Annotated in this window: 14 protein-coding genes; 5 read left to right on the forward strand and 9 right to left on the reverse strand. The window is 60.4% G+C overall.

What is annotated here, in order from left to right; translation table 11 throughout:
- Positions 1-9: 9 nt before the first annotated feature.
- From H7A77_RS19595 to H7A77_RS19615, 5 genes are all read right to left on the reverse strand, one after another.
- Positions 10-1533 carry a sulfite reductase flavoprotein subunit alpha gene (locus H7A77_RS19595; RefSeq protein ID WP_182074539.1) on the reverse strand — a complete coding sequence of 508 codons (1524 nt, stop codon included), beginning with the start codon at positions 1531-1533 and terminating at the stop codon, positions 10-12.
- A gap of 5 nt (positions 1534-1538) precedes the next feature.
- The gene (locus H7A77_RS19600) at positions 1539-1964 is read right to left on the reverse strand and encodes a PAS domain-containing protein (protein ID WP_023447580.1); all 426 of its coding nucleotides are present in this window, start codon (positions 1962-1964) and stop codon (positions 1539-1541) included.
- Between the two features lie 217 nt (positions 1965-2181).
- Positions 2182-3888: a D-lactate dehydrogenase gene (dld, locus tag H7A77_RS19605; protein ID WP_033652392.1), complete on the reverse strand. Its 1707-nt coding sequence runs from the start codon at positions 3886-3888 to the stop codon at positions 2182-2184.
- A 126-nt stretch (positions 3889-4014) separates the two neighbouring features.
- Complete coding sequence (gene map, locus H7A77_RS19610) at positions 4015-4809, reverse strand: type I methionyl aminopeptidase (RefSeq protein WP_033642282.1); 795 nt, start codon at positions 4807-4809, stop codon at positions 4015-4017.
- Positions 4806-5009 (reverse strand): ParD-like family protein, encoded by a 204-nt coding sequence (locus H7A77_RS19615; RefSeq protein ID WP_006324220.1) that lies wholly within the window; start codon positions 5007-5009, stop codon positions 4806-4808. The genes map and H7A77_RS19615 overlap by 4 nt, the downstream gene beginning before the upstream one ends.
- A 168-nt stretch (positions 5010-5177) precedes the next feature.
- Here H7A77_RS19615 and ddlA point away from each other — a divergent pair, with 168 nt between their 5' ends.
- Complete coding sequence (ddlA, locus tag H7A77_RS19620; protein ID WP_015377061.1) at positions 5178-6281, forward strand: D-alanine--D-alanine ligase; 1104 nt, start codon at positions 5178-5180, stop codon at positions 6279-6281.
- A 34-nt stretch (positions 6282-6315) separates the two neighbouring features.
- Here the strand turns inward: ddlA and H7A77_RS19625 are convergent, their stop codons facing one another.
- Positions 6316-7095 (reverse strand): ABC transporter substrate-binding protein, encoded by a 780-nt coding sequence (locus H7A77_RS19625; RefSeq protein ID WP_147837737.1) that lies wholly within the window; start codon positions 7093-7095, stop codon positions 6316-6318.
- 34 nt (positions 7096-7129) lie between these two features.
- A complete protein-coding gene (locus H7A77_RS19630) occupies positions 7130-8284 on the reverse strand; it encodes a methionine aminotransferase (RefSeq protein WP_021503974.1) in 1155 nt (384 codons plus the stop codon).
- Between the two features lie 118 nt (positions 8285-8402).
- On the opposite strand from H7A77_RS19630, the gene H7A77_RS19635 reads away from it, so the two are divergent.
- From H7A77_RS19635 to H7A77_RS19645, 3 genes are all read left to right on the forward strand, one after another.
- Entirely contained in the window at positions 8403-9323 is a 921-nt protein-coding gene (locus H7A77_RS19635; protein WP_046686621.1) for a LysR substrate-binding domain-containing protein, read from the forward strand.
- 112 nt (positions 9324-9435) lie between these two features.
- Complete coding sequence (gene bglX / locus H7A77_RS19640; RefSeq protein WP_094142458.1) at positions 9436-11733, forward strand: beta-glucosidase BglX; 2298 nt, start codon at positions 9436-9438, stop codon at positions 11731-11733.
- Between the two features lie 75 nt (positions 11734-11808).
- Positions 11809-12732 (forward strand): haloacid dehalogenase-like hydrolase, encoded by a 924-nt coding sequence (locus tag H7A77_RS19645; protein WP_182074540.1) that lies wholly within the window; start codon positions 11809-11811, stop codon positions 12730-12732.
- Between the two features lie 55 nt (positions 12733-12787).
- On the opposite strand, the gene H7A77_RS19650 is transcribed toward H7A77_RS19645, so the two are convergent.
- Both H7A77_RS19650 and H7A77_RS19655 read right to left on the reverse strand, forming a co-directional pair.
- A complete protein-coding gene (locus H7A77_RS19650) occupies positions 12788-13303 on the reverse strand; it encodes a hypothetical protein (protein ID WP_047025645.1) in 516 nt (171 codons plus the stop codon).
- On the reverse strand, positions 13300-14103 hold the full coding sequence (locus H7A77_RS19655; RefSeq protein ID WP_052764893.1) for a winged helix-turn-helix domain-containing protein: 804 nt from the start codon (positions 14101-14103) through the stop codon (positions 13300-13302). Before H7A77_RS19655 ends, H7A77_RS19650 begins: the two co-directional genes overlap by 4 nt.
- Before the next feature lie 363 nt (positions 14104-14466).
- Here H7A77_RS19655 and H7A77_RS19660 point away from each other — a divergent pair, with 363 nt between their 5' ends.
- Positions 14467-14619 carry a hypothetical protein gene (locus tag H7A77_RS19660; RefSeq protein ID WP_154219866.1) on the forward strand — a complete coding sequence of 51 codons (153 nt, stop codon included), beginning with the start codon at positions 14467-14469 and terminating at the stop codon, positions 14617-14619.
- Positions 14620-14630: the final 11 nt, after the last annotated feature.

A 14630-nucleotide genomic window follows, 5' to 3' on the forward strand; every position in this document is an offset into this window, starting at 1 on the left:
CGCCCTGTCTCAATAGAGTTCCAGGTGCAGCCGCTGCTGTTCAATCAGCGTCTGCCACAGGTTTTCCGCCCCGCAGGCTTGCTCCAGCGCCGTCGCCACGGCATGTTCCAGATACTGACGATTGCCGCACAGGTAGACATGCGCGCCCCGTTGCAGCAGGCCGCTGACGGCATCGGCGTGATCGTCGATGGCGTGTTGCACGTAATACTTGTCGGCGGCGTCGCGCGAGAATGCCGTGATGAGCCGTGTGAGTACGCCCGTCGCGTTCAGCGTGACCAACTCCTCGCCATACAGGAAGTCTTCATCGCGCCTTTTCTCACCGAAGATCAGGACGGTTTCACGCCGTTCGCCCTGGGCGGCCATTTCGCGCAGTAAGCCAATCAACGGTGCGATGCCGGTACCGGTACCGATAAGCAGCACCGGCAAGGCGGTGTCGCGCGGCAGGTAAAAGCCGGGGTTGGCGCGGCAGAAGAGGCGGAAAGGGCCGGGGTGCTTGAGCAGCCAGCCGGTCGCCGTGCCGCGCCGCGTGCGGCCGCCGCGTTCATAACGCACGTCGCGCACGCACAGATCAAGGCTCTCTTCCCGCGTTGCCGAAGCGATGGAGTAGGCGCGCGGCAGGCAAATGGGCAGCAGCGCCAACAGGTTCTCCAGCGTGATCTCGTGCGGCGGGCAAAAATCGTGCAGCACGTCCAGCAGATCGGCGCCGTACAGATAACTCTCCAGGGATTTGCGCTGGCGGATCTTGAGCAGGCTTTTGAGCTCTTCGCTGTCGGCCAACTGCGCCAGTTCGCGCAGCGTCGTTTTGCTGATCTGGCGCAACTCCCGGCGCCGCAGCGCGTCGATGGCCTCCGGCCTGCCGAGCCACTCTGCCAGCCGGATCAATAATCCTTCGTCGTTCTCCGGCAACAGATAGACGGTATCCCCCGCCCGGTAAACGATGCCGCTGCCGGCGATATTCAGCCGCAGATGCCAGGCTTGCGGCGTGCGTGCGCTAAGCGGCCGCCGTTCGAGGAGGGCGGCGTTGAACGCATGGTCTTCACCGTAGGCGGTCACGCGCAGATGCAAATCGCGGCCCGCCTGGGCATCGCCGGCCAGCACCTTATCCAGCGTCGTTAGCCAAGTGGTGAAGAACCGTTCGACGTTAACGTCGGCGTCAACGCGATTGATGATGGCACGGGCGCCGTATTGCGTCAGGCGCGCATCCAGCGCCTGGGTAAACCCGCAGAAATGCGGGTAAGCGGTGTCGCCGAGACCGAAGATGGCGTAGCGCAACCGGTGGCGATCCGGCCATTGCGCCAGCGCGTCGGGAAAACGTTCGGCGTTGGCGGGCGGTTCGCCGTCGCCAAATGAGCTCGAGACAATCAACAGGGCGTCGCGTTCGCCCACATCGGCGGGCTGGATGGCGTTGAGTTCTTTAACGACGGGGCGGTAGGGTTGCAGGCTGCTTTGCTCGCCCAGACGCATCGCCAGCGCCCGGGCGTTGCCCGACTCCGAACCGTAACCAATCAGGATGCGTTCGATAATGTCGGCCATAGCGGTTACTTGTCGTAGTGGTTGTCGAACTGTTCTTTGGCGAATTCCACCGATTCGAAGTCGGTCATCAGATCGTTAATTACGCGGCGGATGCTGATATAAGCCTCGATATTGCCTTGGGCGTCATACAGCGGTTGCACCGTGGTGTCGACCACGTACAGCACGCCGCCCTTGCCGACGTTCGGGATGATGCCGGTCCAGATGCCGCCCGCCTTGATGGTGTCCCACATTGCTTTGTAAACGGCTTTCGGCACGGAAGGGTGACGCACGATGCTGTGGGGCTGGCCCACCAGCTCTTCCCGGGAAAAGCCGGTCAGTTGGCAGAACAGGTCGTTGACGTAGGTGATGGTGCCCTGCAGATCGGTGGTGGAGATCACCATCACTTTATCGAGCGCGGCCAACAGCTGGGCGGAATCGAGGGTCTGACTCATGGTAGGTTCCTTCTCATTAAGTTCGCGGTGAATGCCACGGCGGATGTCATGTATCCGTCACGACAGCTTTGTAATTAATTCTCATTTGCGATGAATGGTAATCGGGAATTTTATAAGTTGCAATAAGAATGCATCTTTATGGGCGCAAAGATCTCGACGAGGCGGGCAGGGGCGGTGAGGCCCGCGCCGGGTGGGCGGCGGGCCAATCGTGCGGCGTTTAGCGGGGGGCTTCGGCCCAGCCTTTGCGTTTGCTGGTTTTGCCGATGCCGGGGTTGAAGCTGTTGGTCGGATCGGCGGTGCGGTAGAACGCTTGCAGATCCGGTTTGGCGTGGTACAGGTGGCCGACGTTATGCTCCGCCGGGTACTCGGCGCCGCGCCGGTTGAGGATCTCGAGCATCTTTTCTTTCAGTGCATGGCTGTCCACGCCTTTTTTCACCACGTAGTCCTGGTGGAAGACGTGGCACATAAAGTGGCCGTAATACAGCTTATGCACCAACTGACTGTCGATTTCCGGCGGCAGCGTTTCGAACCAGTCGGTGTCGTTGCGGCGCAGGGCGATGTCCAGCGCCAGAATATCCTCCACCTTGTCGGCGTGCACCGCGTGGTAGCGCACGGCGGCGCCGGCGGCGGCGAAGCGGTGCAGGAAAGCCTTTTTGCCCTCGTCAGGCGTGCAGGCGAAGAAGGCACCTTCGGCCTGGGCGAAATAGTCGGTCAGGTAGCGCTGGGCCTCTTCCACGCCGGGGCCGGCCATCTTCAGCAGCAGATGGTGTTCGAAACGTTCGCGGTATTCCTTCATGCGTTTCGGCAGGTGGCTCGGCGCCAGATGGCTCAGGCCCTGCATCAGCCGATCGGTCAGGTTGTGCGGCAGCAGCGGCAGCTTGTTGAGGCTGGCGTCCATTCGGCCCTTCAGGGTGAAGAAGCGCGGCATCTGATCGGTGCCGAGCTTGTCGATCATCATGAAGGTGTCTTTGCCGTACACCTCGGCGATGTCGAAGATATCGCGGTGCATGTATTCACCGGCCACCGGCAGGTTTTCGAACTGGCTCAGCATGTGGCGGCGCAGTTCGGTCAGCACCGCGGTGTCGTTGGTGCCGATATAGAACACCTGCTCTTTGCCCTCTTTCTCGAAGGTGTCGAGCCGCACCGCGAACACCGCCAGTTTGCCGGCGCAGCCGGAGGCTTCGTACAGGCGGCGTTTGTCGGCGTTGAAGCGGGAAGGGGTGTCGGCGTCGACGTCGCGCACCCGGCTGGCGTACTCGTTATCCGAGGCGCGCAGCTCGCCGTATTCGACGTCGCTCGGGCGATAGTCGCCTTTTTCCAGCCGGGTGAGGATCTCTTCCGGCGTGTCGCCAAGCCGGATGCCCAGATGGTTCACCAGGCGCAGCTGGCCGTCTTCCCCTAACTGGGCGTACAGCGCCATTTCGGTATAGGCCGGGCCGCGTTTCACCAGCGAGCCGCCGGAGTTGTTGCACACGCCGCCGATAACAGAGGCGCCGATGCAGGAAGAGCCGATCACCGAATGCGGTTCACGGCCGTAGGGCTTGAGCAATTTCTCGAGGTGGTGCAGGGTGCTGCCGGGGAAGCCGACCACCTGCTTGCCGTTGTCCAGCACCTGAATATGGTCGAGGCGCAGGGTGCTGACGATGACGATATCGCGATCATAGTCGTTGCCGCTGGGGGTTGAGCCCTCGGTCAGGCCGGTGTTGGCGGCCTGCATGATGACGATTTTATCGGCGGCCACGCAGGCCTGCAGAATGCGCCACAGCTGCAGCAGGCTAGTGGGAAACACCACCGCCAGCGCCTGGCCTTCGCCGGAGCGGAACCCTTTGCGATACCGTTCGGTGTTGCGATCGCCGGTCAACAACTGCGGGCCGCCGACGATGTCCTTAAGCTGGTTGAGAAACGCCTGATTGCCTGACTGCATGCTGCCTGTCTCCCTGTCATCCCCGTCGCTTTAACCGCGGCGCCGGAGTGCCGCGTAGTCAGCTAAGAGGCTATCAATTAAATAACTTATCAAGCCATTAGCTTATTAAGCTAATGGCTTGCGGATTTAGTAGCGTTCGGCGTAACCGGCCCGACGCTCTTCGTCGCGCAGCGTCAGGATTTCCACGCCGTCGGCGGTGACCGCTACGGTGTGTTCCCACTGCGCCGACAGTTTTTTGTCGCGCGTCACCACCGTCCAGCCGTCTTTCTTCTGCTTGATGCGGCGGTCACCCTGATTGATCATCGGCTCGATGGTGAACACCATGCCTTCCTGCAGCGCCATGCCGCTGCCGGGTTGGCCGTAGTGCAGCACCGCCGGCTCTTCGTGCATGTCGCGGCCGATGCCGTGGCCGCAATACTCCCGCACGATGCTGTAGCCGGCCTGCTCGGCGTGGCGCTGGATGGCGTGGCCGATATCCCCCAGGGTCGCGCCCGGTTTCACCGCGCGAATGCCCTGCCACATCGATTCATAGACGTTGTTCACCAGCCGTTTAGCCAGCGGCGTCACCTGGCCGATGCAGTACATCTTGCTGGAGTCGGCGATGTAGCCGCCGTTTTCCAGCGTGATGTCCACGTTGACAATCATGCCGGAACGCAGGATTTTGCTGGCCGACGGCACCCCGTGGCACACCACGTCGTCTACGGAGGTGTTGAGCACATAGGGGAAATCATACTGCCCCTTGCTGGCCGGGCGCGACTTCAGTTCTTCGACGATAAACGCCTCGGCGCGGTCGTTAATCTCCATGGTGGAGATGCCTTCGACGATGACCTCATCGAGCATAGCAAACACTTTAGCCAGCAGAGCGCCGGAATGGCGCATTTTGGCAATCTCTTCCGGCGTTTTAATCACAATCTGTTTCACCCGACAATCTCCTTCAGCGTCAGCGCATTATCTTTCATCATTTTTTTTACCAGTTGCGGGTAGGTCAGTTCCGGATGGAACTCCGCCAGCATGCCGATCTTGATCCAGTACTCGGCCTGCGCGTTGATCGAACGCGTCATGGTCAGGCTGGCGAGGCGCAGATCGTCATGCAGCGCGTCCGAAATTTTTACGATGCCCATCGGCGTCTCCATAAATGAACGATATACGAAGTGTATACGTTTTGGATGGTCGCGATGTGGCATTCTGTGGCGTAAGAAGATTCTGGTAACAACGATTGCCGCCGCCAGGCAATGCGTTTATTGTGATGAACGACTTTTTTGCCATGATTTTTCAGAAGGATTTAAGGCGTGACTAAACTACGTGTTGGGGTGATTTTTGGCGGTAAATCGGCAGAGCATGAGGTGTCGCTGCAGTCGGCCAAAAACATTGTGGATGCAATCGACAAAGAGAAGTTTGACGTCACGCTGCTGGGGATCGACAAACAGGGGCAGTGGCACATCAACGACGCCTCCAACTACCTGCTCAACGCCGAGAACCCGGCGCTGATCGCGCTGAACCGCTCGAACAAGAACGTGGCGCTGATCCCGGGCCAGGAAAAACAGCAGCTGATCGAAGCGGGCAGCGCCGGCGCGCTGGGCCAGCTCGACGTCATCTTCCCGATCGTGCACGGCACGTTGGGGGAAGACGGCTCGCTGCAGGGGCTGCTGCGCATGGCCAATATGCCGTTCGTCGGCGCCGGCGTGCTCGGCTCGGCGGTCAGCATGGATAAAGACGTGACCAAACGCCTGCTGCGCGACGCCGGGCTGGCGGTGGCGCCGTTCGTCACCCTGACGCGCGCCAACCGCGCCGGGTTCACGTTTGAGCAACTGAGCGAGCGCCTCGGCCTGCCGCTGTTCGTCAAGCCGGCCAACCAGGGCTCGTCGGTCGGGGTCAGCAAGGTGGAGAACCGCGCCGAGTTTGACGCGGCGGTGGCACTGGCCTTCAGCTTCGATCACAAAGTGCTGGTGGAGTCGGCGATCGTCGGCCGCGAGATCGAGTGCGCGGTGCTGGGGAACGACGATCCGCAGGCCAGCGTGTGCGGCGAGATCGTGCTGAGCGACGCTTTCTACTCCTACGACACCAAATACATCAATGAGCAGGGCGCTCAGGTGGTGGTGCCGGCGGCGATCGCGCCGGAAGTGAGCGACCACATCCGTGAGGTGGCGCTGAAGGCGTTCCGCGCGCTGGAGTGCTTCGGGTTGGCGCGGGTGGATGTGTTCCTGACGCCGGATAACCAGGTGGTGATCAACGAGATCAACACGCTGCCGGGCTTCACCAACATCAGCATGTATCCCAAGCTGTGGGCCGCCAGCGGCGTCAGCTACCAGGCGCTGATCACGCGCCTGATCGAATTGGCGCTGGAGCGCCACCAGCAGGATCGCGCGCTGAACAGTTCGGTGTTCGATCGCTAAACGCGGCAGGGGGCGGCGGTGCCGCCCCCGTCCATCACTTCAACGTCACGTCGATATCGCCGAAATACTTCTTCGACAGCGCCGTCACCGTGCCTTGTTGTTTCACTTTGGCGATGGCGGCATCCAGTTTCTTCTTCAGCGCCTCATCCCCTTTACGCAGGCCGAAGGCGATGCCTTCACCGAGGATCTTGTCGTCGCGCACCGCCTCGCCGACGAAGGCGAAGCCTTTGCCGTCCGGCTGTGACAGGAAGCCGCTTTGCCCCGAGGGCGCCATCACCAGCGTGGCGTCGAGCCGACCGGCCGCCAGATCGAGATACACCTGATTCTGATCCTGGTAAGACACCACATCCACGCCCGCCGGCGCCCAATGGGTTTTGGCGTAAATCTCCTGAATCGAGCCTTGCAGCACGCCCACGTGTTTGCCCGCCAGCGCTTTGGCGTCCGGCAGCAGGCCGCTGTCGGCCTTGGCGATCAGGCGGTTCGGCACCTGATAGATGGCGTCGGTAAAGGCGATCGCCTGGCGCCGCTGTTCGGTCACGTTCATCGCCGAGTTGATGGCGTCGAACTTGCGCGCCTGCAGCGCCGGGATCAAGCTGTCGAACGAGGTTTCCACCCAGCTGCATTGCAACTGCGCGGCGGCGCACACCGCGTCGCCCAGTTCAATGTCGAACCCTTCCAGTTTGCCGCTGGCGGATTTGGATTCGAACGGCGGATACAGCGCTTCCAGACCGAAGCGCAGGCTGTTTTCCGCCGCCAGAGAAGAGCCGGCGGCCAGCAGGCATCCGGCGGCGAACAGCGTTTTCAAAGCTTTCATAGGCAGTGCCCCTTTCCCATGGTCGGACAAAAAATTACACCTGGCTCAGGCGGCGCGCGCCTTCCAGCAGGGTCTCGTTATCTTTGGAAAAACTCAGCCGAATAAGGCCGGTATCGGTGCCGTCGCTGTAGAACGCCGACAGCGGGATCGTCGCCACCTTCGCTTCGCGGATCAAGCGCACGGCGAAATCATTGTCGCTTTCGTGACTGAAGCCGCTAAAGCGGGCCAGCATGAAGAAGCTGCCGCGGCTGGGCAGCAGCTCAAAGCGCGAATCCTGCAGGGCGCTGGCCAGCAGATCGCGCTTTTGTTGGTAAAACGCCGCCAGCCCCAGGTAGCTCTGCGGGTTGGCGAGCGCGGCGGCGAAGGCGTGCTGCATTGGCGTATCGGCGGAGAACACCATGAACTGGTGCACCTTGCGGATCTCGTCCATCAACGCCGCCGGCGCCAGGCAGTAACCGACGCGCCAGCCGGTGACGTGGTAGGTTTTACCGAACGACGACACGATCACGCTGCGTTCCGCCAACTGCGGGTAGCGCGCCATGCTGTGGTGAATATCGCCGTCGAACACCACATGCTCGTAGACCTCGTCGGACAGGATCACGATGTCGGTGTCGCGGGTCAGGGCGGTCAGGCGGTCGATATCCTGCGCGTCGAACACTGCGCCGGTCGGGTTGTGCGGCGTGTTGACGATGATCATGCGCGTTTTGCCGTTGATGGCGGCGGCCACTTCGTCCCAGTCGACGCGAAAGTCCTGCAGCGACAGTTTGATCGCCACCGGCGTGGCGCCCTGCAGGCGCACGATCGGCGCATAGCTGTCGAACGCCGGTTCGAAATAGATCACCTCGTCGCCAGGATGCACCAGCGCGCTGATCGCCGAGTACAGCCCTTCGCTGGCGCTGGCGATCACCGTGATTTCTTCGTCGGCGTCATAGCGCGCGCCATACAATCGTTCAGCTTTTTCCGCCAGAGCAGCACGTAACGCCGCCACGCCGCTCATCGGCGCGTATTGGTTATGACCTGCGCGCATGGCTTGCGCCGTTGCCTCGATCAGCTGCGGGTCACCGGCGAAGTTGGGCGCGCCCTGCGACAGGTTGAGGGCCTGATGTTCGGCGCTGAGTTGGCCAATGACGGTGAAGATGGTGGTGCCGACGTCCGGCAGCTTCGAGCGGGATGAGCAGGCGCTCTGCATGATGGGCTCCAGGCAAACAGGGAAGTGTTGAGCGATTAAGCATCAGGCGGCGTAGGCGGACAAGGGAAAGTTTGTCATACTTGCCATGCACTACGATCATACCTAATCGAGGCACGCTATGCCGATATCCCTGCCGTCGCTCGACGTATTGAAAACCTTTGTGGTGGTGGCGCAACGCCTCAACTTTACCCATGCCGCCCGGCAGCTGCACCTGACGCAGGGGGCGGTCAGCCGGCAAATTCTCGGGCTGGAACAGCGTCTGGGCTACCCGCTGTTCAGCCGTCAGGCGCGCGGTTTGGCGCTGACGCCGCAGGGCGCGCAGCTGCTGGCGCCGGTACAGCAGGCGCTGGGGCAGTTGGATGAAGCCCTGACGCGGGCCGCCGCTCCGCCGGGGGCGCTGCGCATCAAATGCCCGACCTGCGCCATGCGCTGGGTGCTGCCGCGCATCATTCGCCTGCAAAATGAACGACCGGACATGCATATCGAGCTGACCGCCTCGGTGTCGCACGGCCTGGATTTCAGTACCGAGCAGTTTGACGCCGCGGTGGTATTCGGCCGGCCGCCGGGTAAAAAGCTGACCGCGCACTTGCTGTTCGATGAAATCCTCACGCCGGTCTGCACGCCGACGTTCCTGCCGCCGGCAGCCCGGTTGACGGACTTGACGGACAAAACCCTGCTGCACCCGACGCGCGATCGGCGCGACTGGCTACGCTGGCTGAAGGCGGCGGGCGCCGATGCGTTGCCGTCCGGCAAGGCCCAGCATTTCGATACCCTCGATCTGGCGATGAGCGCGGCGCTGCAAGGGTTTGGCATCGCCATCGGCGATCTGTGCCTGCTGGAGGAGGATATTCAGGCGCAGCGCATCGTAACGCCGTTCCCGCTCTGCGTCAGCAGCGGCGCGGCCTATTATTTGGTCTATCCTGAACGCACGGTGGCGCCGCCGACGTTAACCGCGCTGATCGATTTTCTGGCGACGGAGGCCGCCGACAGCCGCGCCCGGCTGCAGAATTACCTGCCGATAACCTGTAATGCTTTGTAAACATTAGCGATGCGAATTCCCTTGGCGATGAAACAGAGTGTGGCAAACTGTTTCTTCACTCCGATTAAACTCCGCGGCGTTGGCGGCGGAAACACGCCTGAGATAAAACAAGATGAAATGGCTTTGTGTGGTGAGTATGTTGTCCGGTCTGGCCCTCAGCCCGGTTTTTGCGCAGGAAACGCCGATAACGCAGGGCATTCACGCCCAGCAGCGCGACGCCTTCGTGTCCAATTTGATGAAGCAGATGACGCTGGAAGAGAAGATTGGCCAGCTGCGGCTGATCAGCGTCGGGCCGGATAACCCGAAAGAAGCGATCCGCGAGGGGATCCGCAAAGGGCAGATCGGCGCCATCTTCAATACCGTCACCCGGCCGGATATCCGGGTGATGCAGGATCAGGCGATGCAGCTCAGCCGCCTGAAAATCCCATTGTTCTTCGCCTATGACGTGGTGCACGGCCAGCGCACCGTGTTCCCGATCAGCCTGGGGCTGGCGGCCAGCTTCGATCTGGAAGCCATCGCGCTCAGCGCCCGGGTCGCGGCACAAGAGGCCAGCGACGACGGCCTGAACATGACCTTCGCGCCGATGGTCGATATCACCCGCGATCCGCGCTGGGGCCGGGTCTCCGAAGGCTTCGGCGAAGACACCTGGCTGGTCTCGAAAATCGCCAAGGTGATGGTCGACGGTTTCCAGAACGGCGATCCGGCCAAACCCGGTTCGGTGATGGCCAGCGTTAAGCACTTTGCATTGTACGGCGCCGTCGAAGGCGGCCGCGATTACAACACCGTCGACATGAGCCCGCTGCGCATGCATCAGGACTATCTGCCGCCTTACAAAGCGGCGGTGGACGCCGGTAGCGGCGGAGTGATGGTGTCGCTCAACTCGGTGAACGGCGTGCCGGCCACCGCCAACCCGTGGCTGCTGAAAGATCTGCTGCGCGAGCAGTGGGGCTTTAAAGGTATCACCATCAGCGACCACGGCGCGATTAAGGAACTGATTAAGCACGGCGTGGCCGCCGACGCGCGCGACGCGGTGCGCCTGGCGATCACCTCCGGCGTCGACATGAGCATGAGCGACGAGTTCTACGACAAATACCTGCCGGGTCTGGTGAAGGACGGACTGGTGTCTGAAAGCGATATCGACCGCGCCTGCCGCGACGTGCTGAACACCAAATACGACATGGGGCTGTTCACCAATCCTTACGTGCATCTGGGCCCGGCGGGTTCCGATCCGCAGGACACCAACGCCGAAAGCCGTCTGCACCGCGCCGAAGCGCGAGTGGTGGCGCGCAAGACGATGGTGCTGCTGAAGAACGATAAGCAGACGCTGCCGCTGAGCAAGCAGGCGACCATCGCGCTGGTCGGGCCGATGGCCGACAGCCAGCGCGACGTGATGGGCAGTTGGTCGGCCGCCGGGGTGGTCAAGCAGTCGGTCACCCTGCGCGAGGGGCTGGAGCGGGCGGTGGGCGACAAGGCGCGCATTCTGTACGCCAAGGGCGCCAACGTCACGCAGGATAAAGGCATCATCGACTATCTGAACGAGTATGAGCCGGCGGTGGCGTTCGATACCCGTTCGCCGCAGCAGATGATCGACGAAGCGGTGCAGGCGGCGAACAAGGCCGACGTGGTGGTGGCGGTGGTGGGGGAATCGCAGGGCATGGCGCACGAGGCCTCCAGCCGCGCCGACATCACGATCCCGCAGAGCCAACGCGATCTGATCGCCGCGCTGAAAGCCACCGGCAAGCCGCTGGTGCTGGTGCTGATGAACGGCCGCCCGCTGGCATTGAGCTGGGAGAGCGAGCAGGCGGACGCGATGCTGGAAACCTGGTACAGCGGCACCGAGGGCGGCAACGCGGTGGCGGACGTGCTGTTCGGCGATTACAACCCGTCGGGCAAGCTGCCGATGACCTTCCCGCGCTCGGTCGGCCAGATCCCGATGTACTACAACCACCTGAACACCGGCCGGCCGTTCGGCAAGGAGAACCCGGGCAAGTACACCTCGCGCTACTTCGATTCGCCGAACGGCCCGCTGTATCCGTTTGGTTACGGCTTGAGCTACACCACCTTCAGCCTGTCGGATCTGAAGTTATCCAGCCCGACGATGGCGCGCAACGGCAAGTTAACCGCCAGCGTCACGCTGAAGAATACCGGCAAGTACGACGGCGCCACGGTGGTGCAGCTGTATCTGCAGGACGTCACCGCGTCGGTCAGCCGCCCGGTGAAAGAGCTGCGCAACTTCAAGAAAGTGACGCTGAAGGCCGGCCAGTCGCAGCAGGTTGAGCTGCCGATTAGCGAAGACGATCTGAAGTTCTACAACGCCAGCCTGAAGTGGGGGGCGGAGCCGGGCAAATTCAACGTGTTCGTCGGCCTGGATTCCGACAACGTGCAGGCGCAAAGCTTTACGCTGAAGTAACCTTTTCCCCCTCTTTCACTGCGGTGGGAGAGGGGGCATCCATCCCTTTCCGCTAACGTCACCGGAGCTTGCCTCATGAAACGCTATCTGGACTGCAGCGCCAGCGATCTGGCCGATATCGGCAAAGCCGATCTGCTCTACGCCATCCGCGCCAGCGAAGGGCGCATCTTGGTCAGCGAAACCATCGCGGTCACTCAGCCGCTGCTCAATAACGTCACCAACGCCGAACTGGCGGCCAGCCAGGGCGCCGACCTGCTGCTGTTGAACCTGTTCGACGTCGATCGTCCACATATCGCGGGCCTGCCCGCCGACGTGCCGCCGCAGGAGGCGCTGCGCACGCTGCAGCGTCTGACCGGGCGGGTGATCGGGGTGAACCTGGAGGCCGTCGATCCGGCTTTCGCCAGCGAACATAACGACTTTTGGCAGATGACGGCGGGCCGCGCCGCCACCGGCGAGAATGCGCGCAAGCTGTATCAGCTTGGCGCGCGCATGCTGGTGCTGACCGGCAACCCGAACAACGGCGTCAGCAATCAGGCGATCGCCGCCGCGCTGAAAGCGATACGCGATGAAGTGGGCGACGAGATGGTGCTGGTGACCGGCAAAATGCACGGCGCCGGCATTGTGCGCGAAAGCGGCAGCCAACTGATCGGCGAGCAGGACATCGCGCTGTTCGTGGAGAACGGTGCGGACATCGTGCTGCTGCCTGCTCCGGGCACCATTCCCGGCATGTCGCAGGAGAAAGTGGCGGCGCTGATCGCCTTTACCCAGCGGCAGGGGGCGCTGGCGATGACGGCGATCGGCACCTCGCAAGAGGGGGCCGACGTGCAGACCGTGCGGCAGATTGCGCTGATGAGCAAAATGGCCGGCGCGGATCTGCACCATATCGGCGATACCGGCTATTTGGGGCTGGCGCTGCCGGAAAACATCTTCGCCTACAGCGTGGCGATTCGCGGCGTGCGCCACACCTACAGCCGCATGGCGCGTTCAATTAACCGCTGAAATGGCTGCCGCTTGCGGGCTTTTCTTCCGATAGGCAACACTCGCAACGCATAGCCTAATAACGCCGGCAGACAAAGGTCGGGCTTTGAAGCGTACTGACCACATACAGGTTGCCGAGTACGTGTTCGATGGCGACATGGTAGGAGATTCGGGGATCTTCCGACTGCAAAAAGGTCGCCCAAAGGGGGGCGGGAACCGTATCTCCGGCATGTTTACGGTCGGCGGCGAATCGCAGCGTGTACCCATCGCCGCCGCCATCCTCTTCAGCCGCCTCATCGCCGGGGGTGTCATACACATAGTGAAGTTCGCGGTTCAGCACATAGGTCTTTTCTTGTCGCTCGATAAAGCCATTGAGTCTGATAAAGCCAGTGCCGTTGTGGTAGAGGAAAAAATACATCTTTGCTTTTAAAACCGCGGCGGGCTCCATGGCTGGGCCATAGCGGTTGCGCGCGGTGATCTCCGCTTCGCAACGCAGTAAGGTTTTAGGATGGTGCGACAGCTGGGCGACCTGGCTTGCCAGGGGCGCCATCAGCAATAACAAGCCGACGATAAAGCGTGTTTTTTTGTTCATGGCGTCATACCGTCGGTGTTTTTGATCGTGCGGCACCGGCCATATTGACCGGGTTGCGCCAGATTGCAGATGGCGATGAAGGTGACCTGAAAAGGAAGATTGGGGTTGGCGATTTTGGTGTAGAACAGATCGGCGGGCGTTGTGCCGCAGTCGGTCGCTTCAGCTTTCAATGCAGCGGCAATTTGCGCTTGCGTTTCACGCCGGTCGTTCAGCGCGGCGGTTTCCAACGTAAAAACGTTGCACTGCTCATGGCGATAAAAAAAATCGACCCTGGCGTTTTTGAACGCGTGAACCGGCCGGTTGAACCACAATAAAGCGCAGACGAGGCTAAAGCACGCAATCATCATCAATGCTGCGGCAAGGGGCGCTTTATTTGCCTGGCAGATATTCCCACGCCGTTTTAACAGTGCGCCGGCCCGGGTCAACAGGGTGGGAATAACCGCTTTTTGGTTGTCCGGTGAGCGCATGTTTTCGCATGAGGTAATTTCCGCTTCAAGAATGAACCCCAGTTTGGGGATGGTAATAATGATTTGCGGATCCAGCGCCAGCGATTCAAACGCTTTTCTTATCTCACTGATGCAACCATTCAGATTATTGTTTGAACCCACAAAACCATTATCTTCCCAGACCCGCTGCATCAAATGCCTGCGGGTGAGCATCTCTTTATGATGGGTAACCAACTCTAACAACAAGCGGGTGGCAGGGTTAGATAACGGCATAAAAGATTCCCGTTCATTGATGATGAACAATGCGCGTTCGGCAGGTGAGAAAATAATCATCTGATTAATGACGTATTCCATAATGTGCTGCTTGCCCTTATAGCGACGGCGAAATTTAGCGAGGACAGAGTCATCTATTATTTTTCACCCGTCAAGATGATGGCGATTTTTTCATGTTGTGAAATTTTTGGCGAAAGTTCAAACGTACGGATGTCGCCAGTTTTATAATATTAGGTTTTCTTTGTTTTGGTTTTTAATTCTTTATTTTTATTATTTTTAGGAATTAAAAACTGTTTTTATGGTTAAATTTAATACATATATCTTGATTTTGGCTGCGGCGATACGATGGATCTCGCTGGGGAATGCGACAGGATTTTGCCGGTAATCCACGTTTAAATTGCGGGCTTTCTTTGCTTGAAGCCTGAATGGCCAAGAGGAAAAGGTATGTTTAAAAGAAACTGGACGCTTTTACGCTACAGGCGAAAGCTTTTTGAAGCTATTCAATCTGTCGGGATTGTGATGGCGATAGTTACCGGGCTGGTGTTGCTGACAGGCATTTCTTTTATTGCAATTGAAAAATGGCTTAGCCTTTTCTGATGGTTTTTCAG

The organism is Serratia sp. ME47 (assembly GCF_903970925.1).
Classification (GTDB): Bacteria; Pseudomonadota; Gammaproteobacteria; order Enterobacterales; family Enterobacteriaceae; genus Serratia; species Serratia ureilytica.